Annotated in this window: 24 protein-coding genes, 3 pseudogenes and 1 riboswitch; of the genes and pseudogenes, 10 read left to right on the top strand and 17 right to left on the bottom strand. The window is 57.1% G+C overall.

Features of this window, described 5'->3' with window-relative positions:
• Positions 1-58: 58 nt before the first annotated feature.
• Genes QO002_RS28785 through QO002_RS28770 form a run of 4 tightly spaced genes read right to left on the bottom strand, consistent with a single transcriptional unit; the run spans position 59 to position 3,297 of the window.
• Positions 59-1,255, bottom strand: a complete 1,197-nt coding sequence (locus QO002_RS28785) for an AGE family epimerase/isomerase (protein WP_307236453.1) — start codon at positions 1,253-1,255, stop codon at positions 59-61.
• Positions 1,256-1,268: 13 nt separating this feature from the next.
• Positions 1,269-2,054 carry an SDR family NAD(P)-dependent oxidoreductase gene (locus QO002_RS28780; RefSeq protein ID WP_307236451.1) on the bottom strand — a complete coding sequence of 262 codons (786 nt, stop codon included), beginning with the start codon at positions 2,052-2,054 and terminating at the stop codon, positions 1,269-1,271.
• Complete coding sequence (locus QO002_RS28775) at positions 2,051-2,980, bottom strand: SMP-30/gluconolactonase/LRE family protein (protein ID WP_307236449.1); 930 nt, start codon at positions 2,978-2,980, stop codon at positions 2,051-2,053. Before QO002_RS28775 ends, QO002_RS28780 begins: the two co-directional genes overlap by 4 nt.
• A complete protein-coding gene (locus QO002_RS28770) occupies positions 2,977-3,297 on the bottom strand; it encodes a hypothetical protein (RefSeq protein ID WP_307236447.1) in 321 nt (106 codons plus the stop codon). The genes QO002_RS28775 and QO002_RS28770 overlap by 4 nt, the downstream gene beginning before the upstream one ends.
• A gap of 151 nt (positions 3,298-3,448) precedes the next feature.
• Between QO002_RS28770 and QO002_RS28765 the strand changes: the two genes are divergently transcribed.
• Positions 3,449-4,141, top strand: a complete 693-nt coding sequence (locus QO002_RS28765; protein ID WP_307236656.1) for a GntR family transcriptional regulator — start codon at positions 3,449-3,451, stop codon at positions 4,139-4,141.
• 882 nt (positions 4,142-5,023) lie between these two features.
• Here QO002_RS28765 and QO002_RS28760 read toward each other — a convergent pair.
• The gene (locus QO002_RS28760; protein WP_307236445.1) at positions 5,024-5,257 is read right to left on the bottom strand and encodes a hypothetical protein; all 234 of its coding nucleotides are present in this window, start codon (positions 5,255-5,257) and stop codon (positions 5,024-5,026) included.
• A gap of 296 nt (positions 5,258-5,553) precedes the next feature.
• Between QO002_RS28760 and QO002_RS28755 the strand changes: the two genes are divergently transcribed.
• The 3 genes and pseudogenes from QO002_RS28755 (at position 5,554) to QO002_RS31165 (ending at position 7,790) form a co-directional block, all read left to right on the top strand.
• On the top strand, positions 5,554-5,784 hold the full coding sequence (locus QO002_RS28755; protein ID WP_307236443.1) for a hypothetical protein: 231 nt from the start codon (positions 5,554-5,556) through the stop codon (positions 5,782-5,784).
• A 425-nt stretch (positions 5,785-6,209) separates the two neighbouring features.
• A pseudogene (locus tag QO002_RS28750) lies at positions 6,210-6,376 on the top strand (response regulator); the annotation flags it as partial.
• A 632-nt stretch (positions 6,377-7,008) separates the two neighbouring features.
• Positions 7,009-7,790 (top strand): annotated as a pseudogene (locus QO002_RS31165) (IS5 family transposase).
• On the opposite strand, the gene QO002_RS28735 reads toward QO002_RS31165, so the two are convergent.
• From QO002_RS28735 to QO002_RS28720, 4 genes are read right to left on the bottom strand one after another with little or no spacing between them, the layout of a single operon-like run.
• Complete coding sequence (locus QO002_RS28735) at positions 7,787-7,993, bottom strand: hypothetical protein (protein ID WP_307236441.1); 207 nt, start codon at positions 7,991-7,993, stop codon at positions 7,787-7,789. The pseudogene QO002_RS31165 and the gene QO002_RS28735 sit on opposite strands and share 4 nt — an antisense overlap.
• A complete protein-coding gene (locus tag QO002_RS28730; protein WP_307236439.1) occupies positions 7,986-8,189 on the bottom strand; it encodes a hypothetical protein in 204 nt (67 codons plus the stop codon). Before QO002_RS28730 ends, QO002_RS28735 begins: the two co-directional genes overlap by 8 nt.
• 12 nt (positions 8,190-8,201) lie before the next feature.
• Positions 8,202-8,510, bottom strand: coding sequence for a hypothetical protein (locus QO002_RS28725; RefSeq protein ID WP_307236437.1), 309 nt, complete (start codon positions 8,508-8,510; stop codon positions 8,202-8,204).
• Between the two features lie 36 nt (positions 8,511-8,546).
• A complete protein-coding gene (locus QO002_RS28720; RefSeq protein WP_307236435.1) occupies positions 8,547-8,699 on the bottom strand; it encodes a hypothetical protein in 153 nt (50 codons plus the stop codon).
• A gap of 511 nt (positions 8,700-9,210) precedes the next feature.
• Here QO002_RS28720 and QO002_RS28715 point away from each other — a divergent pair.
• Positions 9,211-10,986, top strand: a complete 1,776-nt coding sequence (locus tag QO002_RS28715; protein WP_307236433.1) for a calcium-binding protein — start codon at positions 9,211-9,213, stop codon at positions 10,984-10,986.
• Between the two features lie 329 nt (positions 10,987-11,315).
• On the opposite strand, the gene QO002_RS28710 is transcribed toward QO002_RS28715, so the two are convergent.
• Both QO002_RS28710 and QO002_RS28705 read right to left on the bottom strand, forming a co-directional pair.
• Entirely contained in the window at positions 11,316-11,495 is a 180-nt protein-coding gene (locus QO002_RS28710; RefSeq protein WP_307236431.1) for a hypothetical protein, read from the bottom strand.
• Between the two features lie 310 nt (positions 11,496-11,805).
• Positions 11,806-12,081 (bottom strand): hypothetical protein, encoded by a 276-nt coding sequence (locus QO002_RS28705; protein WP_307236429.1) that lies wholly within the window; start codon positions 12,079-12,081, stop codon positions 11,806-11,808.
• 44 nt (positions 12,082-12,125) lie between these two features.
• Between QO002_RS28705 and QO002_RS28700 the strand changes: the two genes are divergently transcribed.
• The 5 genes from QO002_RS28700 (at position 12,126) to QO002_RS28680 (ending at position 19,503) form a co-directional block, all read left to right on the top strand.
• Complete coding sequence (locus QO002_RS28700) at positions 12,126-13,820, top strand: DUF6508 domain-containing protein (RefSeq protein WP_307236427.1); 1,695 nt, start codon at positions 12,126-12,128, stop codon at positions 13,818-13,820.
• Positions 13,821-14,247: 427 nt separating this feature from the next.
• Positions 14,248-14,460, top strand: a complete 213-nt coding sequence (locus tag QO002_RS28695; RefSeq protein WP_307236426.1) for a phosphatase domain-containing protein — start codon at positions 14,248-14,250, stop codon at positions 14,458-14,460.
• 17 nt (positions 14,461-14,477) lie between these two features.
• The gene (locus tag QO002_RS28690) at positions 14,478-15,491 is read left to right on the top strand and encodes a hypothetical protein (protein ID WP_307236424.1); all 1,014 of its coding nucleotides are present in this window, start codon (positions 14,478-14,480) and stop codon (positions 15,489-15,491) included.
• A 184-nt stretch (positions 15,492-15,675) separates the two neighbouring features.
• Positions 15,676-15,778, top strand: a riboswitch (SAM-I-IV-variant riboswitch).
• Positions 15,779-16,009: 231 nt separating this feature from the next.
• Positions 16,010-16,219 carry a hypothetical protein gene (locus tag QO002_RS28685; RefSeq protein WP_307236421.1) on the top strand — a complete coding sequence of 70 codons (210 nt, stop codon included), beginning with the start codon at positions 16,010-16,012 and terminating at the stop codon, positions 16,217-16,219.
• A gap of 419 nt (positions 16,220-16,638) precedes the next feature.
• Positions 16,639-19,503, top strand: coding sequence for a calcium-binding protein (locus QO002_RS28680; protein WP_307236419.1), 2,865 nt, complete (start codon positions 16,639-16,641; stop codon positions 19,501-19,503).
• Positions 19,504-19,562: 59 nt separating this feature from the next.
• On the opposite strand, the pseudogene QO002_RS28675 reads toward QO002_RS28680, so the two are convergent.
• The 6 genes and pseudogenes from QO002_RS28675 to repA all read right to left on the bottom strand — a co-directional run.
• Positions 19,563-19,937, bottom strand: a pseudogene (locus QO002_RS28675) (transposase); the annotation flags it as partial.
• Complete coding sequence (locus QO002_RS28670; protein ID WP_307236417.1) at positions 19,938-20,465, bottom strand: hypothetical protein; 528 nt, start codon at positions 20,463-20,465, stop codon at positions 19,938-19,940.
• A gap of 150 nt (positions 20,466-20,615) precedes the next feature.
• Positions 20,616-21,575: a 3'-5' exonuclease gene (locus tag QO002_RS28665; RefSeq protein WP_307236415.1), complete on the bottom strand. Its 960-nt coding sequence runs from the start codon at positions 21,573-21,575 to the stop codon at positions 20,616-20,618.
• Between the two features lie 46 nt (positions 21,576-21,621).
• A complete protein-coding gene (gene repC / locus QO002_RS28660; RefSeq protein WP_307236413.1) occupies positions 21,622-22,836 on the bottom strand; it encodes a plasmid replication protein RepC in 1,215 nt (404 codons plus the stop codon).
• A 178-nt stretch (positions 22,837-23,014) separates the two neighbouring features.
• Positions 23,015-24,016 (bottom strand): plasmid partitioning protein RepB, encoded by a 1,002-nt coding sequence (gene repB, locus QO002_RS28655; protein ID WP_307236411.1) that lies wholly within the window; start codon positions 24,014-24,016, stop codon positions 23,015-23,017.
• Positions 23,998-25,215 carry a plasmid partitioning protein RepA gene (gene repA, locus QO002_RS28650; protein ID WP_307236409.1) on the bottom strand — a complete coding sequence of 406 codons (1,218 nt, stop codon included), beginning with the start codon at positions 25,213-25,215 and terminating at the stop codon, positions 23,998-24,000. Before repA ends, repB begins: the two co-directional genes overlap by 19 nt.
• Between the last annotated feature and the right edge of the window lie 665 nt (positions 25,216-25,880).

Genomic DNA, 25,880 nt, shown 5'->3' with positions numbered 1-25,880 from the left:
GAAGTGTTGTCCGCAGCGGAGCGCGTGGCGCGGTGGACAGGTCCCTATATGGATCGCGCTAGCGCGCCTCCCCCAGCACCCGGAGGATTTCGTAGCATGCACCGAAAGGATGGTAGTCGGTCTTGCCCGGCGGGCTCTTGATGTCGCTCTGCTTCAAACCGTCGGGCGAAAGGACGCGGAACCAGCAACCGTACTGATGGTCTATCAGGTGACGCCAGCTGTAGCGCCAGAGCCGGTCATAGTCCTGCCAATAGCGCTCCTTGCCCGTGCGTTGTGCAAGGCCCGCCGCAGCGGCGATGGTTTCGCAATGAACCCAGTGATACTTGTCGAGGTCGTACAACGTCCCGTCAGGGCCATAGCTGTAGTGCATACCGCCGAATTCAAGATCAGCGCTCTTTGCCAAGGCCGTCTCGTAGAGCAGGATCGCCTGCGGAAGAATCCAGTCCCGCGGGCGATACCGTTCGAGGATGAGCAGCAGCTTCGTCCATTCCGTCATGTGGCCCGGCAAGTAGCCATATGGGCGAAAGAGGTGCTTGGGGTCGTCCTTGTTGTAGTCCCAGTCGACGGACCAATCCTCGCCGAAGTGCTCCCAGACGACGTCCTGCGCGCTCGCGGCAAGCTCGACACAGATGCGCCGGGCGAGCGTCTCGGCGCGGTCGAGATAGCGCACCTCGCCTGTCGCCTCGTAGGCCGCCAGCATCGCCTCGGTCATGTGCATGTTAGCGTTCTGGCCACGATAGCGCGAAACCTTCTGCCAATCGCGGCTGATCTCGTCCTTATAAAGTTCGTGTTCCGGCTCCCAGAAGCGGCTTTCGAGCAGATCCCACGTTTCCGAAACCTTGTCCGACATGCCAGGAATTCCGCATTTCATCGCTGCGGCATAGGCGAGCAAGACGAAGGCGTGGCCGTAGCAATGCTTCGTCGTGTCGGCCATCTCGCGTCCATGCATGAGCCAGAAGTAGCCGCCGTGCTCGGGGTCGCGATGGACCTCGTCGAGATATTTGACGCCGTGGGCCGCCACCTCCGCGCAGTTCGGTCGCTGTAGCAGGACGGCGGCCGTCGCGTAATTGAAGATGAAGCGGGTGGTGGACACAAGATGCTGCGTTTTGCGATCGGTGACGAAGCCGTCGTCGCGGTATTCGTTGTAGTAGCCACCATCTTCCATGTTCAGGCACGTTGGATTGTAGAAGTCTATGATCTTACGCATGTGGCAGAGTAGGAAGGTTTTCGAGTGGAAGTTGGGAAACGGTTTCATGACAGACGTCCGATCAATCTGGAATGATGATGCCGAGCTTGGAAAGAACGCCACCGTCGATCTTGACGTCGGCGCCCGTGATGAAACGGGCCTTGTCACTTGCGAGGAAGGCGACGAGCTCGGCGACTTCCGAAGCCTTGCCAACGCGCCCGAGCGGATGACCCCTGCCCCAGGCGTCGAGCGTCGCCTCGAGCGTACCCTCGCCCTTCCAAAGGTCGGCCGCCCACCGGAGCATCGGGGTATCGATCGAGGCAGGGCAGACGGCATTGACGGTGATGTTGTCTCCGGCGTGATCGAGCGCCATGGCGCGCACCAACGCATTGATCGCGCCTTTGCTTGCAGTATAGGCGGCGACACCCGTCTGTGAGGCATAGGCCTGAACGGAGGAGATCGCGACGATCGCCCCGCCGCCTCGCTTCTTCATCTCGGGAATGGCGAATTTTGAAGCGAGGAAGATGCCCTTCAGGTTGATGTCAAGCACGTCGTCCCAAACGTCCGCCGGCGTATCGACCACGGTCCCGTAGCGCTGGATACCGGCGCAGCAGGCGAGTACGTCCACGCCACCATGGCGCAAAACTGCGGTCGCGACCGCCTCTTGGATGTCGACCTCATTGCGCACATCGCCCACGAAACCAATCGCATTGGCGCCGATCGCGGCCACGGCCTCGTCGACCGACACCTTGTCGTTTGCCACGATCGTCACTTTACCGCCACCCGCGACGAACCGCTCGGCACAGGCACGGCCCATCCCCAGACTGCCGCCCGTCACCACGATGCTCTTACCGGTGAATTCATTCATCGTGCGTTCCCCCGAACCATTTCAGGTGCCGCTCCAAACTTTCGCTCGGCTACGCCCTGCCCCACGCCCTCAACCGCGAAAAGGCCGCCTTCCAATGGGTGTGCCGCAAGATGGGCATCCTCCATGGTGAAGCGGGCGGAGGTCACGTAGAGGGTGGACAGGGTCTCGCCGCCGAATGTGCAACTTGTCGGCCAGCTTGCCGGCAGTTCGATCAGATCGAACAGGTGGCCATCGCCATCGAAGCCTGCAACAGCCGCGCCTCCGGCGACGCGGCAGTTCCACAACCGATCGTTCTCATCGAGGCATGAACCGTCCGGCAGGCCACGCCCGAATCCGGAAACGATGGTCCGCCGGTCGCCGATCCAAGGCGTGGCCCGATTGTAGTCGAACAGGTAGATCTCGTTCGCCAGCGTATCAGCGAAGAAGAACCGGTTGTCCTGCGTCCAGCCCATGGTATTCGTGATGCCGTATTCGTTTGGTGTCAGCTGCATGACGCTGCCCTCCGGGCCGATGCGATAGATCGCGCCCGAATTGCGATCCATGGCTTTCGGCGTGCCGTCCGCATGGAGATTACTCTGCATCGTCGCGACCCAGAAGCCACCGTCCGGCGCGACGTGGCCTTCGTTCAGCCGGTTCTCCGGCAGGTCGGGCTCCGGCACAACAAATTCCTCGAAGGCGCCACCGGGCGTCCAAAGGCAGACGGCGCGGCTCAAGCCGACAATAAAGCCGCCATCAGCGCGCATACCGATCGATGTCACGAAGTCGGGTGTCGGCCAAATGTCGTGGCGCCCGTTTGCAGGTTCGAGCCGATGGATGCGCTTGCCGACGATATCAACCCAGTAAAGCGCCTTCTCCTCGTGCGCCCAGATGATGCTTTCGCCGACAATGTCCTTCACATCAACGATGAGAGAAACGTCGCGGCTCATGGCTGCACCACTGTATTGAGCGATGAGGCGTGCTGACTGGCATTCGTCGACGCGGCCGCCGTCTCGTCTAGGCTGTCCCAGTGCGCCATGGCCGATTTCAGGTTTTCCAGGCTACGTGCCGCCCGTCGGATCAAAAAGGCAAGATAATGGGAGACGCCCTGCATCGACGGTTGACCCGTCATTGCCGGCCCGAACTCGAGTGATGATGCCGTCGTCGGACGGATGTCCGCACACCCGAAACCGCCATGTCGGCGGCTACATGAGAAGGTGCTGGGCACCGCATTCGGCGTCCCGATGGGCTCGATGTCGGTTTCCACCTAACGATACCTCCTAACTCTTCTTGCATTCTTGTATGCAAGATTAGCGATCCGGTCAAGCCGCAACGTCGGCCTAGTGGAAAACGGATATTTTATAAGCTATTGTCACTTCAGGGTTGGTTGCATGCAAGAACACAAGAGGCTGAAATTTATGGCTCGTGATATGAAAATCTCGGCGGCGGAGCATTGCTACCGCACCCTTTCGCGGAAAATCATCGGGCTCGAACTGAAACCGAACGAACCAATCAGCGAGCACGCCATGGCCGACCTCCTGGGGGTGAGCCGCACGCCCGTCCGTGAAGCGCTCTCGAGGTTGAGCGCGGAAGGCCTCGTTGACCTGCGCTCCCGAGCAGGTGTCGTGGTTTCCCCCATTCGCATTCATGCGGTTCAAACGGCGCAGTTCGTTCGCGAGCAACTGGAACTGGCCGTCGTCACGGAAGCGGCACAACATTCGAACCGGCGCATCCTGCTTAGCATCCGCCAGTCAATTGAAGAACAGGAGCTCGCCATTCTCGAAGACAATTCGGAGCTATTTTTCGAATGCGACGAGCAGATGCACGCGCTGTTCTGCACACTTGCAGGCCGTGACGGGGTCTGGAGCTTCATCTCCGATGCGAAGAAACACATGGACCGCGTTCGTCGCCTGTCGTTGCAGGCCGGCCAGCTGGATCAACTGGTGCAGGACCATCAAAATGTCTTGAAAGCTGTGACGAGCCACGACCCGGCCAGGGCCCGAGAAGTAATGCAACTACATTTGAGGCGCGTTATGCTCGACCTGAGCGAACTTTCCAGGCGGTTCTCCTCATATTTCGAGCGCCCCTTGGAAAACGCGCCGGTTGAGTGATCCCGTGGCCACGGAACCTACAGGTGATTAGCGTGGGATTTTCGTGTTGCCTCTGACGAGCTTGCGCGATTTTGCGCGCCGGTAGATTTGTTGGCTCTCATCAGTTTCTGACTAAGGCGTTGTCATGGAAAAATACACGTTATAGCCATTCGATCCGGCTGGCTACGGTGACTTCAAGTTCTTTTATGAAGGCACAAGGCTTTCCGTGGCTTTCGAGTATTGCGTAAATGGAAGCGATCGCTGGGGTCTTCTACAATTCTTTGCCTTGAGTTCCGCATGAGCGGAAACCTCGATGGGCAGATATTATTGGATTACGACACGGTGTACCGTTCGGACGAGCGAATCTACAGGGTCTTCAAACTGAAGGATTTCGCGTTCATGCTAAGCGGCAGTGACTTTCAGTTCTTCGTTACGGCGGACGATTGCGTATTCATTCCCAACGGGGCGAGGCTAGCGTAGAGATAGAAGAGCGACTGGGAGCTCTCGGGCAAACATTGTCACCGCCGGGCGGATTGCATTCCAACGGGCTTCTGCGGTGTAGCTGGCATGTTTTGCATCGGGTCAGCCCACGTTGCAAAGTGAGCAACGAGCGTCACCAAAAGTATCCCGGGCCAAATGACGGCGAGTAGGATTGCCAGAATTCTGGCTGACGACCAGCCTTGTCGTGGAGCTGATTGCGCTTCCAGACAGAGACAACCTATAAATATGATGGCCACGACGAAATACGCGCTGACCGCGATCAGCATTGCGAACCTCCCTTCGCCACTGAAAAAGCAGGCGCTTAAAATCGCCCGCAGTTATGTGCATGCTCGAGGGATGCAGCCCTCAAACTCCGGTCGATGGAAAAGGTTCCCACTCCTTACTACTAAAATTTGAGGGCTTTCACGCCCCTACTCCCCCGACCTTCGTCCAACTAAGCGACCACTCGTCATCGCCCCCAAGATTGTGGGTGTAACTGCCGTGGACGGAGTTCCATGCCTCCAGTGTGCCACAATCGGGCGGCGCTACGCCCGGTAGATCGAGCACGCGCAAGACGTCATGCATCTCCTCGATCGTGGTGACCTTCCGAATGGTCTGTCGGCCCTTTACTTCGATAGTCCAAGCATAGGGGATCATTTATGGTTCTCCCGTCCTAAATCCTGAAAATGGAGAAAGCGCGAATCGGTTCCCTGTGGTATTGATTTGCCGTTGAGGCGGCGGACCTGAGCCACCCTGCCGTCAGTGACGCGGGGTGGTTCTCCCGTCCCAATAGTCGGCAGCCAGAGTGTTCCTGGCATCTCCACTCGGTTGAGCCCCGGCCGCGCTCCCTCCCGAATGATCCCATGTCTTGCAGCCATCATGGCCGCACCAGTGCTCTCCTGCAAACCGGAACTTTTCGTTTGTGGTAAGGTTCTTGCGGAAAGGAGGACCCCATGCAAGTCGATGCCCCAAAATTCCCAACAAGCCATCCAGATCGCGCTCTGCAATGCCAGGCGAACATCGAGCCTGTGATGCAGGAAATTATTGCGGCCGCCAATGCGAAAGGCTGGGGAACGGTCGAGACGATGAGCGCGATGGAGGACGTATTGTGCAATCTGCTGGTGGCGTACGAGGAAGATCCTGATCCGGAGGAAGACCCCGATGAGAACTCCGCTCTCAAATGACCGGCTGCTGCCGCACGTGCGTTACCGATGGAAGATCGAGCACAAGTCGCGCGAAAGCATTCAGCGCGTGTCCAACTTAGACGAGCTCCAGCAGACGTTGTGCGTTCTCGACCTGCCAGGTCGACGACCTCCTGCATGGATCATCTATGCAGCCCGAGCCGCCGAGCGCGATGGAATGACCGAGTATATTCATAACGAGGGTGGGCGGGACGAATGGCGATTGACGTGGCGCAGGGTTCAGGGTCGTGATTGGCCGTGACGCGCGGGTCTTGTTGGCAATCAGATCGAATCAAGTATAGTGCCAGTGTCCATAGTGCGAAGGATACTTGGAGGCGGGGGCTTCTTGTTGACCTTAACGTGCATCCCCGTGGTCGCTACAGCAAACGCCCTTTTCATCCGACATCTTTGCTCCCTCGTAGTCCGTTGTGACGCATCAGCCGACCTACTGTCATTATCATGACGATCAAAGCGTCTGTGAAGCCCTCAAGGGGCTGTTCGAGTCGATGGGCCTAAGTGCTGAGACACACGGCGCCGTGAGAGAGTTCATTCCGCAGACGATCCCGAAAAAGCCGGATGTATAGTCCTCGACATTTTGTGCAGATCGGTGATGGCACCAAGGGCTGGCCGGGCTCGACGATCCGGCATTTACGGCCTTCTTTTATCGTTCTGCCGACAACCGCGTCACATTTGCTGGGGTGGGGCAAACCACGGCACATCGAAGTTCCATCTGCCCGCGCTGCGACTGCCAACAGACTGGGAAGCGTAACGCGACTGAGCGGTTATACAGGAACAGGGGCAATTAACCGCACGCCCCGTCTTCACCACAAAACGATTGATAATGTTGGCTTATCGTTCGTTTGTCTCATGATAGAGCAACGGGCCATTTTGAGCGGGCAGATGCCCGGAAACCGAGCCGGTAGCGCTCACATCCTGCAGCTAAACAGGCCGGCGCCTCCGCAGGATTTCGCGCCTCTCGTTTTGTCACACGCAATTACATAAGAAACCGTCAACGCGCGCTCACCTCGATCAAGGCCCGCCCCCGAGTTGCCGGCAATCAAACCAATTTTGGTGATGCAGTTCTCGCGGCGGCCGCGCCGTGTCAAAACAGACTGGTTGCTTGATCGGCGCACTGTCAGTGGTAGGCAATCGCCCTAGGTCCTGTTGACAAAGTGGGTTTGCAAATCACCTGAAGCATGATTCAACGCTGTCTTTTAGGAGGCTGCTTTGGCTCGTGGCGATCTTTCGGATGTCGAATGGCGGATTATTGAAGGGCTTTTGCCTGCGGAGCGCGGACGAAAATCCCGTCCTGCCCATGATAATCGGCGCTTTCTAAACGGGATGCTGCACGTTCTGCGCGTCGGATGCCCTTGGCGGGATATGCACGAACGATACGGCAAATGGAATTCGGTCTATGTCCGTTTCCGGCGATGGGCTGAGCACGGCGTTTGGGATGCCCTTCTGGAAACATTGGTCGGCCTTGGCCTGACTGACGACTGGCAGCACATGATCGATAGCACCACAGTTCGCGGCCATTCGCAGGCAGCGGGCGCTAAAGGGGGACTCATAAGGAGGCTTTTGGTCGATCACGCGGCGGCTTTACGACAAAAATCCATGCCAGAGCGGACGGTCAGGGACGCCCTCTTGGCTTTATCCTGACGGGTGGCGAGACCTCGGACTACAATGCCGTTCCGGCTCTGTTGGCCATGCCAGTCAACAAGCCCAGGCTATTCCTGGCAGATAAGGGGTATGACGGCGACTCTATCCGGGAAGAGCTTTTGATGCGCGGCATCCGTCCCGTTATTCCGCCAAAAGCGAACCGGAAGAACCCGCCTGCCTGTGACTACCGAGCATACAAGGATCGCAATCGTATCGAGCGGATGTTTAATCGTCTCAAGCAGTTTCGCAGGATCGCCACCAGATACGATAAGACCAGAGCTTCCTTTGAAGCCTTCCTCGCGTTGGCTGCCGCAAAGATTTGGCTACCCTACTTTGTCAACAGAACCTAAGACGAAGGCTTCCTCAGCCATACGAACCGGATAAACGTCACGAACAGAGCAGTGCTGATTAGCGCTACAATGAGCCAGGCGGCTGTGTCGTGCTGGGCTTGCCGTTCGGCATCCAGCTTGAGTGCGGCTTGCCATTGCTCTTCCCTGGTTGCGACCTGATAGGTCGCCCCCTCATTCAATTGGTAAATCTTGCCGTCACTCAATGCGTCGTCCCTTGCGGCGGTTGATATATTCGAGGTTCAGGAGGTCAACGAGGTCGTTGGCTTCGTCCATCTCGCAGGCAGTCAGCCACGTTCCATTCATCTCGGCCGGCTCCCCCGTGAAGATGTCATAGACGGTCCAGAACTCGTCGCCCTCGTTCTTGCGCGTTTTGTAGCGGTTCTCCGGTCGGCTCGTCATCGATCGAATTCCTCATTCCCCCCTCAAAACCTGATCCTTCGCATCCAACGCGATCTTGAGGCTTCGGATCATATCGGCGCTCAAGAGCAGTGCTGATCGTACATCCCCGGTTGATCGACGATCAAGGGTTGCTGAGGTGATCCTGATGCGATCCGCAGCGTCCGCCAGTCCCTTGCCCGGCACCATCCCTGCCTTGTCGCGCAAATCGTAGATCGTGCGCATCGCCCGCTCAAGCAGCCGCCTCTTCTCGAATGCTGTGATCTTCTCCACCTCGTTCGCCGCTCGAAACAATTCAGCGATGAAATCGGTGGTGTGGGTCATGGCAGTTCGATGCTCCCTCTCATGCATACGATCCACTCACCTATGTTTCGGCTGCAGCGCCTGTTCCAGCAGGTCATTTACCTGGGCAAGATCCTCAAGCACCTTGATCCGCAGCTGGTCGTTATGGGGCGTCGAAAAATACAAAATCACACCCTCGCTCGTGTCGTGATAGTAGGCGACCTGCGCCATGTTCACTCTCAATACGAGCCCACCTGATTTGGTCAGACTTACTCACGGTTCACCCCCCGGCAGGTTGCAATTCATATCGCGTGGACAGCCGAGTGTGACGGGATGGGCGCACGTGTCAAGGTTTGAGACGGAAGATGGGGCGGCACGCACAGTGAGAATAGCGCATCCAACGATGTTCAAGCAGCGCCAAGGCTTGGCCGGTTTGAGATCGATGGAGCGACAGGGCTGAGCCTGGACAACTGAGTACGATTATCAGCCAAAAGGCGTAGCACACCTGTTCGCATAGAACAGCCTGCCCGTCGCGATTCTCGGCCCACGCTAGCCATCTCGCCATTGCCGTGCTCCAGGCTATGCACCTCTTCGGTACTGGCCTTTGTCACGCAGATGCCGGAATATGCTGGTGGACCGGAAAGTCGCAGCCCGCAATGCGGACAGCATAACCGAGGCGGGTGTCGACGGAATGACTGGCGCGCCGGGCTGGCAATGACACGATCAAACGAGGGAGTTTGAAATGGCTATCGTCCAGTGTCTCGAAGCGACCAACATGGATCACATCCAGAATCTGGCCAATCCGCTAGTGAATGCAGCCACAACCTCCACGTTCGATATCCAGTCCCTTGACGTCAAGACCTGGTTGTCGGCGGTCGGCATCTTCAACAGTGAAATCGGCGGGGCCAACTACGCGGGGCATATTTCCGCGATCGCGGTCGACAGTGTCGACTACGGCCTGTTCCCGAACCTTTACATCACCACGTCGATAGAAATGACCCCCGGAGCATGGACGCTGTTCAAGGACGGGAAGTTCGCGACCATCATGGTTCTGGTGCTCTTTGGCGATGACATTTTGGCCGGTTCTGCCGGAGCGGACCGCCTGCTAGGCTTTGATGGCAGCGATGTGTTCATGACCAGCGCTGGAGCCGACACATTCGACGGCGGAGGCGGAACCAATACTGTCAACTATGCAGCAGGAGGTCCTGGCCTTGTCGTGGAACTCGAAGCGCCCGGCTACAACAAGGGTGCGGCCGTCGGGGACGTCTATATCAAAATCCAGAACGTCATCGGCTCGAACTTTGCCGACTATCTGTATGGCAATGGCTTCGCGAACAAGTTGGAGGGCGGCGCTGGCAACGATACCTTGGTCGGCAAGACCGGCGGTGACACGCTCGACGGTGGTGCCGGCAGTGACACCGCGTCCTACGATGCAAGCGCATCCGGTGTGACCGCCAGCCTGCTCAATCCGTCCATCAACACGTTCGAAGCGAGCCTGGACACCTATATCTCGATCGAGAACCTTGCGGGCGGCAGCTTCGACGACATCCTGCAAGGCAACAACCTTGCCAACACGATCGAGGGCAACGACTATCCCGAATTCGCCTCGGTCGTCGACAATGACCGGCTGTTCGGCTTCGGCGGCAATGACCGGCTGTTCGGCTATCGCGGCAACGACACCCTCACCGGCGGCCTCGGCACCGACATTCTCGACGGTGGCCTCGGCAACGATGTCTATGTGCTCGAAGACGGCTCAGACACGGTCATCGATGCCGGTGGTATCGACAGCGCTACATCGACGATCAGCCGTTCGCTCGCCGTCGGTGGCCTTGTTGCAGTCGAGAACCTGACGCTGGTCAATGTCGCGACCGCGCTCAGCGGCACGGGCAACAACCTCAACAATGTTCTCACGGGCAACACCTTCAACAATGCTCTGTCCGGCGGCAACGGCAACGACACCCTCGTCGGCGGCCGTGGTGCCGACGCTCTCAATGGCGGAAGCGGCACAGATCGTGCGTCCTATTCTACAGCGACGGCGGGCGTCGTTGCCAACCTGACATCTCCGTCTATCAATACTGGCGATGCGAAGGGCGACACCTACGTGTCGGTCGAGAACCTTTCCGGTTCAAACTTCACTGACACCCTCTACGGCAGCGCTGGTGCCAACGCGATCAGCGGAGGCAATGGCAACGACATCCTCATCGGCTATGGCGGCAATGATACTCTGACTGGCGGCGCCGGCGCGGACCGGTTTGACTTCAGATCGACCCTGAGCGCGACCACGAATGTCGACAGGATCAGTGATTTCAATGTCGCCGCCGACACGATGCGACTGGAGAACGCCATTTTCACGGCACTGGCTGCGGTGGGGACGCTTACATCCGGTGCCTTCGCGTCGAATTCGACCGGTCTTGCCGGCGACAGCAGCGACCGCATCATCTACGAAAAGGACACTGGCGAGCTCTACTATGATGCCAACGGCAGCGGCGCTGGTGGGGCATCCACTTCGCCACCTTGAGCGCCAATCTGACACTCACCAACGCTGATTTCTTCGTGATCTAGTGATGGGGTAGCCGACGCGAGTGTTCGTATTCCGTAGAGTGAGCCAGTGGTGTTGGGGCAGCCACTGGCTCGCTTCCGCGGCTGAAATATAGCCTGAAAGCAGCGGCGTCGAAGGATCGGCACCACAATTAGTAAACTCTAATACAGGGCGTTAGTTCCACGAGAAATGCCAGCCATCCTCCAAGGAACTGGCGGGCTGTTGTCGGGCGGGACCTTGCTGATTGCTTCGATACCCAACGAGGGATGTCTCGACCTCGCCAACATGCTCCCGTGTACATGGCCTGTCTACTCAGCGGGCAATCGTCCTTTGGCTCTCATCAACAAATCGAGATCGATTTTCGATGGCCCGAACTTGATAAACAGCTCGCGAGCTTCATTCCAACTCAAACCATAGTGCTGACGGAATTCGTCCAAGCCATACGGCTGGCCTCGTTGCTGTCGTACCTTAGTCCCGGTGTCGGTCATGCGTGCATGTCCTAAGCGTGCAATTGTTCTGCGTAATGAACGGGTAACGCGGGCCGTTGTTCCGCACATCCTTCGTCTTCCCGACCACCTAACGACTATCTTCCCGTATGGCCCGTGACTATTCGCCAACACGCTGAAACCGTCTCGTGATGTTTTTGCTTTTCATCTCTAGCTTTTCCGGGTGTTGATGGGAGACGGCGCGTCCCCGGCCTCCCCTGCTAGTGCCTCGAGGCATCTCATTTGGCTTGTCCTACCATGTGAAATCCCGAAGCTCGGGAGCTGCAACTTGACTGAAAGCTCCGTCATCTCTCTATGTCGATTTCTGGCCGACGTCTGCGATAATGACGTCGGTATGATCGATTTCGGGACCAACATGCACCAGGTCGCCAAGGGCCAAACCGCCCCGGCCTTCGATCCTGCGCCGGCATGACAGGCGGCGCGTGAATTCCCAGCGGAAACCAAGGAAGAGGTGCGTCTTGGCGAACACCAGCTTGGAGTATTCGGCACGCGACGTACCGACCGGTCTTCGAGTTATCTGATCGCTGGCAAGAGGTTCGAGCTTGCCAATATCTGTGTCTAGCGTCAATCTGCCCCGAAGTGCCGGTCATCCGGCCGGTGGCGGATCAAGAAATGATCACTTTCAACGCAATCCTCCGGGCCGAGACCATCGATCCCAATACGGTACTACTCGTTCGCCATCATGATGGGCGAGCGAAAAGCGGCGACCGCACACCGTACAGCCTTTGGCGAACTGATCCGGAGGGGTTGGAACTTTACCAGAGAATCCAAAGCAGAGATCTTTTCCCGATAGGATCACGGCTCGCCAGTTTCGTCGCTACTCCTTCCGGCGAGACGCTGTTCACCGGCCTCTATCTGGTTGTTGATCGCGGTGTCGTACCACGCGGCACGATCGATCCGGTTTCGGCTGAGAACGTCGACGGTCTGCTTTTGTACACGCTCGATCGCGATGAGCGCCTTGATGCCTACAGTGGCCTTCTGTTTGTCGATTGGGGGTTGGGGTTCCGATCATGGGTTCAAAAGGCCCAACGCCAGGACAAACCGATCGTGGAACTCCGCCGCAGGGTTCCGTCTCCGGATTTTGGAGCGATAGCCCCGTTTGCGGAGAAATTCGGCGCCCCCGGATTTATATTCGGTGAGTGGGGCGGGGGGCCGAATGCGGACGGCGAATATCAGATGCCGTTTTTTGACATGTCGGACGAGGTTCAAGCTTTCCTGGAGGCGGCGTATGAGGGCCACTGGGTCCTGGACGCTGATTTCACTTGGTTTGAATGGAAAGGGGGCAAAGAAGCGCGTCGTCTGTTCGATGAGCCCGGCCAGATTGAGAAGGCCACTGTGCGGCAACTGGCGCAAATGTTGACAGTCGTGATCAGGGCGGACCGTTTTTCGGAGGGAGCACTGGATTCTGCGTTTGAGAGTGGCCTTTTGCCGAGAATACTCAGGCGTGCTTCGGTCCTAGCTGCTGCCCGACAGGCTGGCGGTAGTCGTCATCGAGATGACCCGTCTGGCGGCTCAGACACGTGGACTCCTCCTCCTCCCATAGAAGGAGATAACACGCGGCCCACGGAAATTACCATTCCTCCGTCGCAGAATACCACCCTCCCTGAAGGCAACCTAGTGGGGCGCGATGCTGACCCCGTTGCCCTGCCCTCGCCCGCATCGGCGAGCGACACCCTGGAGGCCGAGGCTATCTGCCGCAAAATTTATGAAGAAACACGCAGCCGGTATGCTGAACTTGCGCCAGGCCTCGGATCGGCGGCATTGGGCTTCCGAATTCTCTATGGGCCGCCCGTAGTTCGCGCGCCCTACATGTTCATCGGGTTTCAGCCCGGGGGGTGGAAGGATGAAAGTTATGAAGGTCAGCATGACAGTTGGCCAGATCAATCATGGCATGCGAATGCGAAGGCGCCATTGGCGAAAAAACTTCAACACGTGTTCGCGATACAGTCGGTCGAGCATACGGGGCTCAATATGATCTTTTTTCGCGCCCCGACTATGGAAGCATGGCATTCTGTCCCGCCGGGGTTAAGGCGCGAACTGGAGAAATTTAGTTTCGAAAGAGTGCAGAGGATTATTGCAGTACTGCGGCCCCAGCACTTGGTCGTGATCGGGCTAGCAACCTTCAAACAGCTCACTAAAACAAAAGGCCAAACCGCCTTGCTCGGGCAGAAAGGCAATCGCCTGGCTGTGGAAGGAGAGTTCGGTGGATACAGGGCATCGGGCATTGTCCATCTGACCGGAGTCCACGTCAGCAAACATGACCTGGAACGACTCAAAGCGTTCTTCAATCAACCAATTTCAACCTGACTCACCGCGCAGGGCGTCAGGCAACCTCCCCTGGCAGTAAGGATCAGCGATACCACCCTAACTAGAGCGAATAGCGGAGAAGGTGCGCATCGAATGAAAAGAACATCTTTGACGCATCCATTGCAGATCGCCGCTGTGTCTGCAGGTCCGACGTTCGGACGTGTGGGCATCACTTTCTGTCCGGGGAAATACGACCGGCAAGCCATGAGCGGCTATTGGGATCGTGATCTGAATATCGATCTCGATGCGATCCGCGACTGGGGAGCCGCCGCGGTCGTTACTTTGGTGGAGCAGAAGGAGTTGGTTCTCCTTCGGGTGGAACACCTTGGCGAAGAGGTCCTTCGCAGAAGAATGCTGTGGTTCCACCTGCCGATTGGCGACGTATTGACGCCGGACGCAGAGTTCGAGCGGCAATGGGACGTTGCCGGTGACCAGATCCGCACTGGTTCGCAGCGGACGCGATGTTGTGGTTCACTGCCGCGGCGGCCTCGGACGGGCCGGTACGATCGGAGCCCGTCTTCTCATCGAACTCGGCATGGAGCCGGCGACCGCGATCAGGCAAGTACGCGCCGTTCGTCCGGGGGCAATCGAGACGTCGGATCAAGAAGACTACGTCCTGGGCATTCGCTCGAAGACCTAACAAGAAGGGGGGAACGGATGATGGATTGGTTCGAACAGCTCACAGGGTTCCCCGAGACTGGCTACCAGGAAACCCGTGCCCGGCTTGAGGTCGTTGACGGCCGATTACGCTCGAAGGTCAATGGTGCCAGCTATGCGGCTGGCAAGCTTGAACTGATTTCCCTCCAAGATCTGCGCGAGAGGGCAGCCTCTCGCCGCGGCTTGCCGGGTCGGCTTCGGACAAGGGTCGTGACCGGCGATGTACGGAGCATGCATCGGGCCCCGGAAAATGCCGGCGCATTGTTTCAAGTTGCGTCACAGTTTAATCTACTTGAAATGACGGGGCCAGAGGTGACGCCCGAGGATGGCGTGACCCGATATCAACACGACCATACCCAAGGGCCGGCTTGCGCGATCGCAGCGGGCGCTGCGACCATTTACCGGAACTACTTCGTTCCAATCGACGGGGGCGAGGGCCAGACCGCCAACAGGCAACTCGACGGGCTCGCTGCCCTTGGCGCGGCATTGAGTGCTGGGACCAAACTTCCCGTCAGCGATCTTTGGACGATGAAGAACGGCTATGCGTTGTGCAGTGAACGGGGCCTCGATGCAGTCACTCGACATCTCCGAAGTCTTGCGCCAGACGAGATCGATACCCTGCGTGGAAAGCTGCGCATCGGGGTACATAGCGGTGTGGAAGCCACTGAAGCCGTTGGACCGAACCGACCACAAGTTTCACAAGCGCTCTGCTCGGCGCTCCCGGTTGCCTACGGCGTACGATCTCCTTTTTGGGAATTGTTCGCGTCACTGGTCCTGGAGGCTGCATACGAGGCTACTTTGTGGGCTGCGGTTCTGAACGCGCACCGCGACGGATCGAAGGTCGTTTTCCTGACGTTTCTCGGCGGAGGCGTTTTCGGCAACTCCGAAAGTTGGATTCACGGCGCCATGCGGCGAGCCTTCAGATTGACGGAGACCTTCGACCTTGACGTGAAGCTTGTAAGTTACGGAACGCCCTCGAAGGAAATTCTAGCGACCGCTGAAGAGTTTCCCTGACGGTCACACGGCCCGACCGCCTGATACTGTCTTCCCTCGACGGGTGTTCGGCCGCCCGCCACACCTTTGCGGATCGTCGTAACATCATGACAGCGGCGAGTGCGGACAGTGCTCAACCAGGGAAGGAGTTCACGCACGGCCCCGAGGTCCGGATTGACAATTCTACCCCGTTGAATATGTTCAGGGCCAGCATCAAGAGCGGGGCGAAAGCCCTCGCCAACCTGCCCGCCCGGGCAAGGTGGTGACCCGCAAGGGGATGTGGCCAGACGGCAACCAAACGGGCTGATCCTGCACCACCGTCCCTTGCCCTCGCTCCTGATGAACCGGAACAGGGAGACGACGATGGCCAAATCCACATTCAAGATCCCCACCAATGCCCCCGACATTCCTCGCGTTGTCAGTTTCTCAGGAAATCGGATTTCCAGGTCGCCCATGCTGGACGGATTGTTCACATCAGAGTCGGCACTTTGCGCTGCTTCCGAGTGATTGAAGAAAGGAACAAGCGAATGGCGAGGATAATGCCCGGACAGAGAGGCTACGATCCGGATTGGGACAGCCCGGAAGCGATCGCGAAGCATATCGTGCGGGGGATCTACAACGTACCCCGGAGGGCGGAAGCCTATCACCGGGAGAAAGCCCGGCTGGAGGCGGAAGACGAGGCGTTCAGAATTGGCACGGCGAGGCCGCTGAACGCGAGGACGAAATCGAAGCCGCCATGGACCAATTAGCTGCCGATTTGTCGAAAAGGACGGGGCGCGGAGAGGAGGACAAGAAAATATAGGCAGGATAAGGCGACGACAGTTGCTCGCGTTGTCAACGGCGGGCGGCTCACCGTCCGATTGCTCTTGTTAGGAGTAGGCGGAGCCCTGATCGGCAGCAAAGAGCAATCAATTGGCGACGATGAGCAAGCTCGCTCGCCGCAGCGAGTCTATCTTACGTTTCTGCCAGACGCGCGCGAAGGCGTGTGGTTTTAGCTGTCAGAAAATGCCACTACCAATTTGAGCCGACTTGAAGGATATCTGTCTTCGGGTGGGGACCCCACACAACCCGTCGAGCCACACAGTCGCAACCTTGGAGACGAGGAGCGACAGATGACGTCGCCGTGAGCGTTTCAAGAATAACCGTTTAGTCAACGAAATGGAAGAATATGAGTTCCAATGAGCAACTGGCCGATGGTTCTAGCGGCACAAATACCTTTCTCTATCTGACAAACGGCGCGCCTGCCACAGGAACAATAGAATCCGTTTTGGACTTCGATGCATTCGGTGTTTATCTAGTTGCTGGTATCGAGTATCATTTCTACCTAAACGGTAATCATTTTCCATCTGGAATATCAAACGAAGATGCGTTTTTCAGATTGTATTCCCCAAGCGGGGAAAACCTTCTAGGAACTTCGGTTACAGTCCCCGTAACTGGAGACACTGTTGAGTCGCTGTTCTACACTCCAAGCACTTCTGGTCTGCACTTCGTCCAGGTTGCTGGCGGAGGTAACGTAGGATCTTACTACCTCCAGAGCGAACTCTCTTACGCATCGGGTGTTCCGGACGACTATTCGGCGAATTGGGCTACGGCACCCTCACTTTCATACAACACGATTGTAACGGGTCAGCTGGAAATAGCTGGTGACGAAGACGGGTTTCTCGTCTCCACTGTGGCTGGGCAGCGCTACTACTACGAATACCAGTCCGCGGTTCCAGACTTGTTCGCGCAACTAAAGGGCGCCAACTATGACACCCTCTCTTATGAGGTCTTGCCTAGCGGTGAGAGTGGAACCTTCGTTGCCGCCGATAGCAGCACGGTGATGTTTACCGTCTCTAGCAATAGCTTTGTTGAAACGGGATCGTATTATTTCTTGTTTGCCCCCACCTATTCGAACACTGCGAATTTAGTGGTGGGCACCGCGCTGAATGACAGCCTTGTTGGTACTGCTGATCAAGACGAGATACATGGCAGTTGGGGGAGCGACTCGCTGTCTGGCCTCGGCGGAAATGACTTTTTATTTGGTGGGCCTGACGCTTCAAACGACGTGCTGAGTGGGGGAACTGGATCCGATAGACTTGATGGGGGCGACGGCAATGACACCTACGTCCTCGACAACGAAGCCTCCGGTATCGACCTAATCATTGATAGCTCGGGGACCGCTGACTCCATTACATCAACAATTTCACGTTCGCTCGCTTCGTTTTCAGGTATCGAGAATCTGACCTTGACTGGCTCTGCCGATATCAACGGCACCGGCAATGCACTTAGCAACGTGCTCATCGGCAATGCCGGGATCAACGTGCTCAACGGCGGCGTTGGCGCCGACAACATGCGCGGGCTGGCTGGAAACGATGTTTATGTCGTCGACAATGCATCTGACATCGTCAATGAGAGCATCGCCGGATCGACTGGCAGCGACACCGTCCAGTCGTCAATCAGCTTCAGCCTTGCCGATACGGCCCATGTTCTGGGCTCGGTCGAGAACTTGACCTTGCTCGGTTCCGGCAACATCAACGGCACCGGCAACGCCCTCAACAACGTGCTCACCGGAAATGCCGGGATCAACGTGCTCAACGGCGGCGCTGGCGCCGACAACATGCGCGGGCTGGCTGGAAACGATGTTTATGTCGTCGACAATGCATCTGACATCGTCAATGAGAGCATCGCCGGATCGACTGGCAGCGACACCGTCCAGTCGTCAATCAGCTTCAGCCTTGCCGATACGGCCCATGTTCTGGGCTCGGTCGAGAACTTGACCTTGCTCGGTTCCGGCAACATCAACGGCACCGGCAATGCACTTAGCAACGTGCTCATCGGCAATGCCGGGATCAACGTGCTCAACGGCGGCGTTGGCGCCGACAACATGCGCGGGCTGGCTGGAAACGATGTTTATGTCGTCGACAATGCATCTGACATCGTCAATGAGAGCATCGCCGGATCGACTGGCAGCGACACCGTCCAGTCGTCAATCAGCTTCAGCCTTGCCGATACGGCCCATGTTCTGGGCTCGGTCGAGAACTTGACCTTGCTCGGTTCCGGCAACATCAACGGCACCGGCAACGCCCTCAACAACGTGCTCACCGGAAATGCCGGGATCAACGTGCTCAACGGCGGCGCTGGCGCCGACAACATGCGCGGGCTGGCTGGAAACGATGTTTATGTCGTCGACAATGCATCTGACATCGTCAATGAGAGCATCGCCGGATCGACTGGCAGCGACACCGTCCAGTCGTCAATCAGCTTCAGCCTTGCCGATACGGCCCATGTTCTGGGCTCGGTCGAGAACTTGACCTTGCTCGGTTCCGGCAACATCAACGGCACCGGCAATGCACTTAGCAACGTGCTCATCGGCAATGCCGGGATCAACGTGCTCAACGGCGGCGTTGGCGCCGACAACATGCGCGGGCTGGCTGGAAACGATGTTTATGTCGTCGACAATGCATCTGACATCGTCAATGAGAGCATCGCCGGATCGACTGGCAGCGACACTGTCCAGTCGTCAATCAACTTCAGCCTTGCCGATACGGCCCATGTTCTGGGCTCGGTCGAGAACTTGACCTTGCTCGGTTCCGGCAACATCAACAGCACCGGCAATGCACTTAGCAACGTGCTCATCGGCAATGCCGCGATCAACGTGCTCAACGGCGGCGCTGGCAATGACACCCTGAGTGGCGGGACTGGGAACGACACGCTCATCGGAGGCGCTGGTAGCGACAACTTCGTCTTCAACACCGCGCTCAACGCTACCACAAACGTTGATCGGATCAGTGATTTCAACGCTGCTGCTGACACGATGCGACTGGAGAACGCCATCTTCACGACGCTGACTGCTCTGGGCACGCTCGCAGCAGGTGCCTTCGCGTCGAATTTGACCGGCCTTGCCGGCGATAGCAACGACCGCATCATTTACGAGAAGGACACAGGCAAACTCTACTATGACGCCAACGGCAGCAAAGCCGGCGGGGGCATACACTTCGCGACGCTGAGCTCCGACTTGTCGCTGACAAACGCGGATTTCTTTATTGTGTGATGAAGGGAGTTGCCCTGCGGGCCCTCGGATCTCGTGCGCCTGGCTAAAGCGTGTCGCATTTATTCCGCCTCATATCCTGCTGCCTTGAAGAGGTTTCGACATTCAGCGACCGAGAAGAGGCTGATGATGCCGCCGATCGCCTGTGTGATGGTGTCGAAGCTTCTTGCGGCTCGCTTTCGCAGAAGCGCCTTGAGTTTTGAGAAGGCCATTTCGATCGGATTCAGGTCCGGCGAATAGGGTGGCAGGAAGAGAAGCCAGCCCCCTTTTGCCTTGACGAGTTGCTCGGCCCGCTCGCTTTTGTGGAAGCCGACATTGTCGAGGATAACGACGTCGCCGGGCGATAGTGTCGGCACAAGTTGTGTTTCGATCCATGCTTCGAAGATGCGGCTATTCATAGGCGCATTGACGATCCATGGCGCGGTCAGGCGGCCGATTTACTGTGGAAGACCGCCAATTTCGCGGTGGTTCTCCTTGATACGTTTTGCTTCGGCCTCAAGAATCGAACCGAAAGATGACGGCAAATAAGTACCCCGACGCGTTTCAATGGAGCCGTGGAAAGTGAACCAGAAACCATAAATAGTCGGTTCGAAACTCTGATAGTTGTCGATCGTGCAGAACAATCTCCGATGACATTTGATCAGATCTTCGGCTGCCTCAACGCCACTGACGATTTTGCCGAACAACCCTTGTGTTTCGACCAGTTTCTCGACCGCAACATCAAATCTGGCCCGATCATTTGCCAAAATCGCCGACTTCATTTCCGGCGTTCCAATGTCGCCAATTGCGATCATCGGGATCACCTGGCCATAGAAGCGATCGATCAACTCGCCTTTCATGTGTTCAAGAGTAAGCACACCCAAATAGACCTGCACAGCCAACAGCACAACCGCGAGCATATAGACTATTTTCACGCCCAAACCGAGAAAATAGCGCACGGGAGCTGAGTAAGATCGAGTTGTCATGTTACTACACCGGTATCCATCGCGTTCACAGCACGTATCCGACGGTATATCCCCGGGGTGTTGATGAAAACTGCGTTTGTTGTCGACCGCCCGGTGGCGCCTCAAAGTACCGCAGACGGCTGCCCTGCTAAACGCCGAGGAGGCGTAGTCTCACGCCTTGAATCGATCGAACGCCGAGAGCCTCCGCATCAGCGGATTGGCGTCGTACCTGTAGATCTCGGTCTGTAGCCAGGTCAGTTCGTCATCGGCAAGATGCTCGTCAACCTCGATCCACCAGGATTTCGGGCGACCATCGCTGCCATCCGACCAGCGATATCCCCTGCCCTTCAGATGATCCTTGAGATCAAACGGACTGTTCTCGGCGTAGATGCGAACGCGAGATTTCTGGCTTGCGCGATAGAGTTCGCTGAACGGCGTGACGGATGAACCTTCAACCTTCTGGTCGAGCACCTCCAAAAGCGCGTGGCAATCATCGACGGCACGATGCCCCTCATGAAAATATCCCGCCTGGCCGACGAGATAGCCAAGTTTCGTGCCCTCGAAGCCGCGACCGGCCCAATCGACCTCGGAAACCGAACAGGCCCAGGCTTTGTCGGCAAAGATCGGTGAAAAGGCTTCGCAGAACGGCCTGTCAAACCCGGCATTGTGGGCAATGATCAGGTCCGCAGGTCCGACGAGTGCCTTCACCTGAGCCATATTGATCATCTGGCCCGCGACGTCAGCATCGGTAATTCCGGTCAACCGTGTAATCTCGGCTGGTAACGGACCTGACGGCTCCTGTAGCCCGCCATAAACAGTGTGAACCTCACCCACCTGGCCAACCGCGTTGAAGCTGAATGCCACCAGACCGATTTCGATGATTTCGTCCTTTCGGGCATTGAGACCTGTCGTCTCGGTATCGAGAACAATTCCACGTAGCGGAAATGCATCATCGACGCCGGTGACGATACGCCGGGGTTCAAGCTTGCTGAGAATGCGATAGCGACCGGTTGCCTGGAGGTAGCGAACCATATCGTCTTCCGACATGCCGACCGGCCGGCGCGGTCCGGGACGATTTTCCGTTGGCGCCGGGCGCTGTTCGATCTCAAACATATCGTACTGTGAGCTCATTCTGTTCGTCCTCAACCGAAACTATTGAAGTCTGCGTCCGCCGTCCTTAGCCGGTTTTCTGCTGCACCGATCCGTTGAGCCGCAGCAACGCCATCAGCATCGGTCCAATGGAAAACTCCCCTCGCCGCGCGCGCGCCGTGAGATCCCGCAGATAGCCGCCGGCCGAGTTGATGTGCCCGGCCCGCTCGAGAATGCAAGCAATCGCGACCGCGGCATTCTCGGCCCCGAGCGCTTCGCAGGCCTCCTCGTAGGCCGACGGGCTGACGCCAAGCATCGATCGCACCACCACGGCAGCGGTGCGCATGTCGCGCCAGTTCTCGATCTTGCCCCCCTGCCCGTAAGCGGACATCTCCGGGCAGGCCCGCAACACCAGTCCCAACGGAAACACCTGCGGCGTCTCCCGCTTCGGCTGGTTGTGTGGCACGGCCGGTTCGCCCTGCTCGTTTTCAGAGCGAGGTTCAAGTTCATAGCTGGATTCGGTTTTTGAATTCTGTATGTGCTGACGGTATTCGCCATCAATGGTGACGGTTTTTTCTGAAATCAGCTGAAGTTCCAGCAGGTTGATCACTTCTTCATGCAGAAGGTCGAGTTCCTCGGCACATCCGGACAGTTCCTCACCGGATTTTGCCTTCGAAAGACGCCCCACAGCAGCGATGTAGTGGCCTTCAACCATGCCCCAGTCACCGGAAGCCCCCTCCTCCATGGCGGCAGAGATCAGCTTGCGGATATCTCTACGGCGCAATGAAATCCGTTCTTTCAGGATTTTGAGGCGCCGTCGCTCTTCGGCGACATCCTGCGCCATCAGCGCAAACTCTTCGGCGCGGGCAAGAAGCGGTGCCAGGCTGAAGCCATAGGCGGTTTCGATCGCCCCGTCCCTGCCCTTGCGGGCATAACGCTTGCCGTTCGGGCTGTCGTTTCGGTGGATCAGGCCGGCATCGACCAGCAGTGCCAGGTTCTCGCGAAGTGTCGTGCCGGCAATACCGTTGGCGCGTGCTGTCAGCTGCGCATTCGACGGGAACACCACGAGGTTTTCGTCGTCGCTCAGTTCGGTCTCCGGATAAAACGTCAGCAAGGCGTTGAGAACCGCCAGGGCACGGTCCCGCAGGCCCAGAATGGTGCGGGCATCGCAGGCGTCACGGTAGATTTTCCATTTGTCGACCGACCTGTCGTGCTTGGCGCCCGCTGTCTCCAGCTGCCCCCTGATCAAGGCAAGCGTCATTGGCCGCCGCCCAAAGGGCGTCGTCACACTTCCACTCTGCATTTCCTTCACCTTTCAAAAGGCAAAAGAAATCCGCTCACCAAAACGATGCCAAAGACTCTTGACTGTGATTCGGGGAAATGCGATTCTCTGTCTGCTAGAACTTCGAGAAGGGCTTCCACGACGGCAACGTTTGGGGGCCTTTTTCTTTTGCGATTACTCCTATTATTCGGGCACTAGTTCAGTTGCTTTCCTGATCCAGGAAGGCCTGATACATGTCGGGTAGACGTGCAACGAGGTATGCTCCAAACTCCGGAGCAACTTTTTGATCGACGATCAGCTTCGTCTTTGTTGGGCTCATCAATGCCTGTGCAAATACCTTACCATTCCGTCCCACGAGCTCTATCGGCTCGTCTTTGGTTTTGGTGATGGTCGTTGCACGCAAAACAATTTCAAATCTCTCGTCGCTCGAGCGGCCAGAGAAGGACTTATCACGTAGAACGGATGTCCAATCGCTCCCGCCCTGCTCTAAATTTGCAGCTAGACTTTCCCATCGGGGCCTGCCGATTTTGGGAGCCGCTCCAATTGCAGTCACAAGTTCTTCTGGCAACCGTCGTACGAGTGAGATCATTGTCGAAAGATTACCCTTATGGCTCGATAGGGCTGCCAGGATGACATCGCGGCCAACGCCCCGATCCTCTAGTCGGGCTGCGAATAGGCCGCGCTCAATAAAAGACAGGTCTTTTCGTTCGAGATTCTCTTTGCCCTGTGCAACGATCAGGTCGTTGTCCGACAGTTTGCGCACTATTGCCTTGACCGGAATCCCTAGCTGGCGGGTCGCTTCGACGCGACGATGGCCGAACGCTATCTGGTATTGGCCTGGTTTCTCCGGACTGGGTCGAACCAGGATTGGCAAGAGTTGCCCATGTTCGGATATACTGTTCTTGAGGTCGTTGAAGTCTTCCGACTCAAAACCGTCGAGACGATCACGGATGAATGACGGCTCGATATCAGCAGCATTTAGATCGACGATGGAGTGCCCCGACGCCAACTGCTCGCGTAGCACACCAGCTTCCTCCGCGTCATGAGACAAACTCTCGAAAGCGAGGTTCATGGATTTAAGCGCGCCTGATTGAACGACTGGCTTCAGCACAGGGCGTTGTTCCGCCGTTGGCATCCCCACGATAGGAGCCATCATTTCCTTCATTGCGTCACGACGTTTACTCATGGTGTACGACCCCATGCTTTTCTCACGAGACCTTCGATCTCTCCATTGACACCGTCGATTGCTTCCATCGCGCGATCGTAGGTCGATCGCGTGAAATTCTCTCTTCCGACTTCGTAAAGTGTCTGCTTCGTCAGCCCGGCATCGGAGATTGCAGCCGACTTTAAAAGTGCGTTGGTCAATACCCTTTCTCCAAAAAGGCTCTTTAGGAGACCGACGATCTGCCCTTGGGGGCCGTCACTCGGTTCGTAGCGCGTGACCACGTAGCGGAAGAAATCATAGCTGGCGTTCCCCCCTGCCCTCTCGACAACCTCAAAAAGGCCGGCCGTCATGTGAAGAAATTGTGACATCGACGCTACATCCAACATCTGGGGATGGATTGTCACCAAAACGCTTCGGGCGGCACAGAGTGCCGATAGCGTGAGGTAGCCGAGCGAGGGTGGGCAATCGAGCACCACGATATCATATTGATCGGCGACGGAGTCCAGGCTCATAGACACCCGTGCAAAAAACATCCTTTCCTGGTTGCGACCCCGCTCGCTCAATATCCGCGGAGTGTCATGTTCGAACTCTTGAAGTTCGAGATTGCCAGGAACAATATCGAGATTAGCAAAATATGTTCTGCGGATAATCTCATTGAGGGGGCGCTGTTGATCGTCGTAGCGAATAGCACCGTAGAGAGTTTCGTTCGGTCCGAGGTCAAACTCTGGCTGAATACCGAAAAGCGCTGACAGCGAGGCTTGTGGATCGAGATCGACGGCGAGCGTGCGATAGCCACGCAAGGCGAAATACTGTGCGAGATGTGCGGCGGTTGTAGTCTTGCCGGAGCCACCTTTGAAGTTCGTAACCGCTATAACCTGCAAAGCTTCGTTTTTGCGACGTTCAGGTGAGTATTCCCTTTTGGTTGCTGCAAGCATTCGGCGGATGTCGTGGATCTGTTCGAGAGAATACAATCGTCTCCCGGCACCATTTTTTTCGGCCTCCGGAACAGCGCCCTCCAAGGAAAGCCGGCGAAGATAAGCGTCACTGATTCCGATCAGTTTGGCGGCCTCGCCCGGCATAAATTTTCGAAGTTGCTTTTCTGCTGTCGGGGGAAACGCTCTTGCCCTAAGCTGCTGCAATTGCGCACTCAGAAGATCAGCGTCGGCAGAGACGAGCGCCGTCAGCGAATCTCCCGCGTCTTCACGCTGATGTATCGTATTTGCGCTTGTTGGCATGATAAACGCTCACTGCTCGTTATGTCTGGTTCGAGCGTGAATTTGTCGTGAGTCTCTCAATCCGTCAAGGAGAAATGGGTTAACAAAACCTTAACGTCCAATGGTTTATCCGCTCGGATCGCATTCCACGATGGGGTATACCTCAAGAGTCTTCGCGTCTGCTAGCGTCAATCCTGAGGGTTCGCCGCTCGCCCAGTCCACGGTTGGCAATAAAAGTGCCCGTTGCGGTGCTTGAGTTCTCAGCTGAGAACTCCGGGGCTACGTGTCCCACTCGCTGCATCGGCCCTCCCCTAGCTTCGTCTGGACTAGCAAAGCCTGCCACGCTCAAAGCACATCAAGTTCTCAGCTGAGAACGGCCTCGGCATCCTTCCAACATGACTAACGCTTCCGGCCGTCCATCGAAAGTAAAGGGCTTGCAATTCATAGGCTGTCGCGTTCCTAGCGTCCTAAAGTGGCTGCGGACTGCGGTCCACCTTATCGCGGCGAGGCACCTTTTTTGTGCAATACGGTGGGCAAGAACCTAACGCTCTTGTGCCCCATTTCGCAGAAAGCAGACACGATCATCGGCGCGTCATCACCGGAGGCACAGTGCTTTCGGTGCTGCGAGCACGAACAATCAGTTTATTAGGCGATAGCGCCGATAACGACGCGCGGGCTGATCGCCT

It is taken from the genome of Pararhizobium capsulatum DSM 1112, from assembly GCF_030814475.1.
GTDB classification, from domain to species: domain Bacteria; phylum Pseudomonadota; class Alphaproteobacteria; order Rhizobiales; family Rhizobiaceae; genus Pararhizobium; species Pararhizobium capsulatum.
Note: the sequence above shows the minus strand (reverse complement) of the source record. Positions and strands in the feature narration are given on the sequence as shown.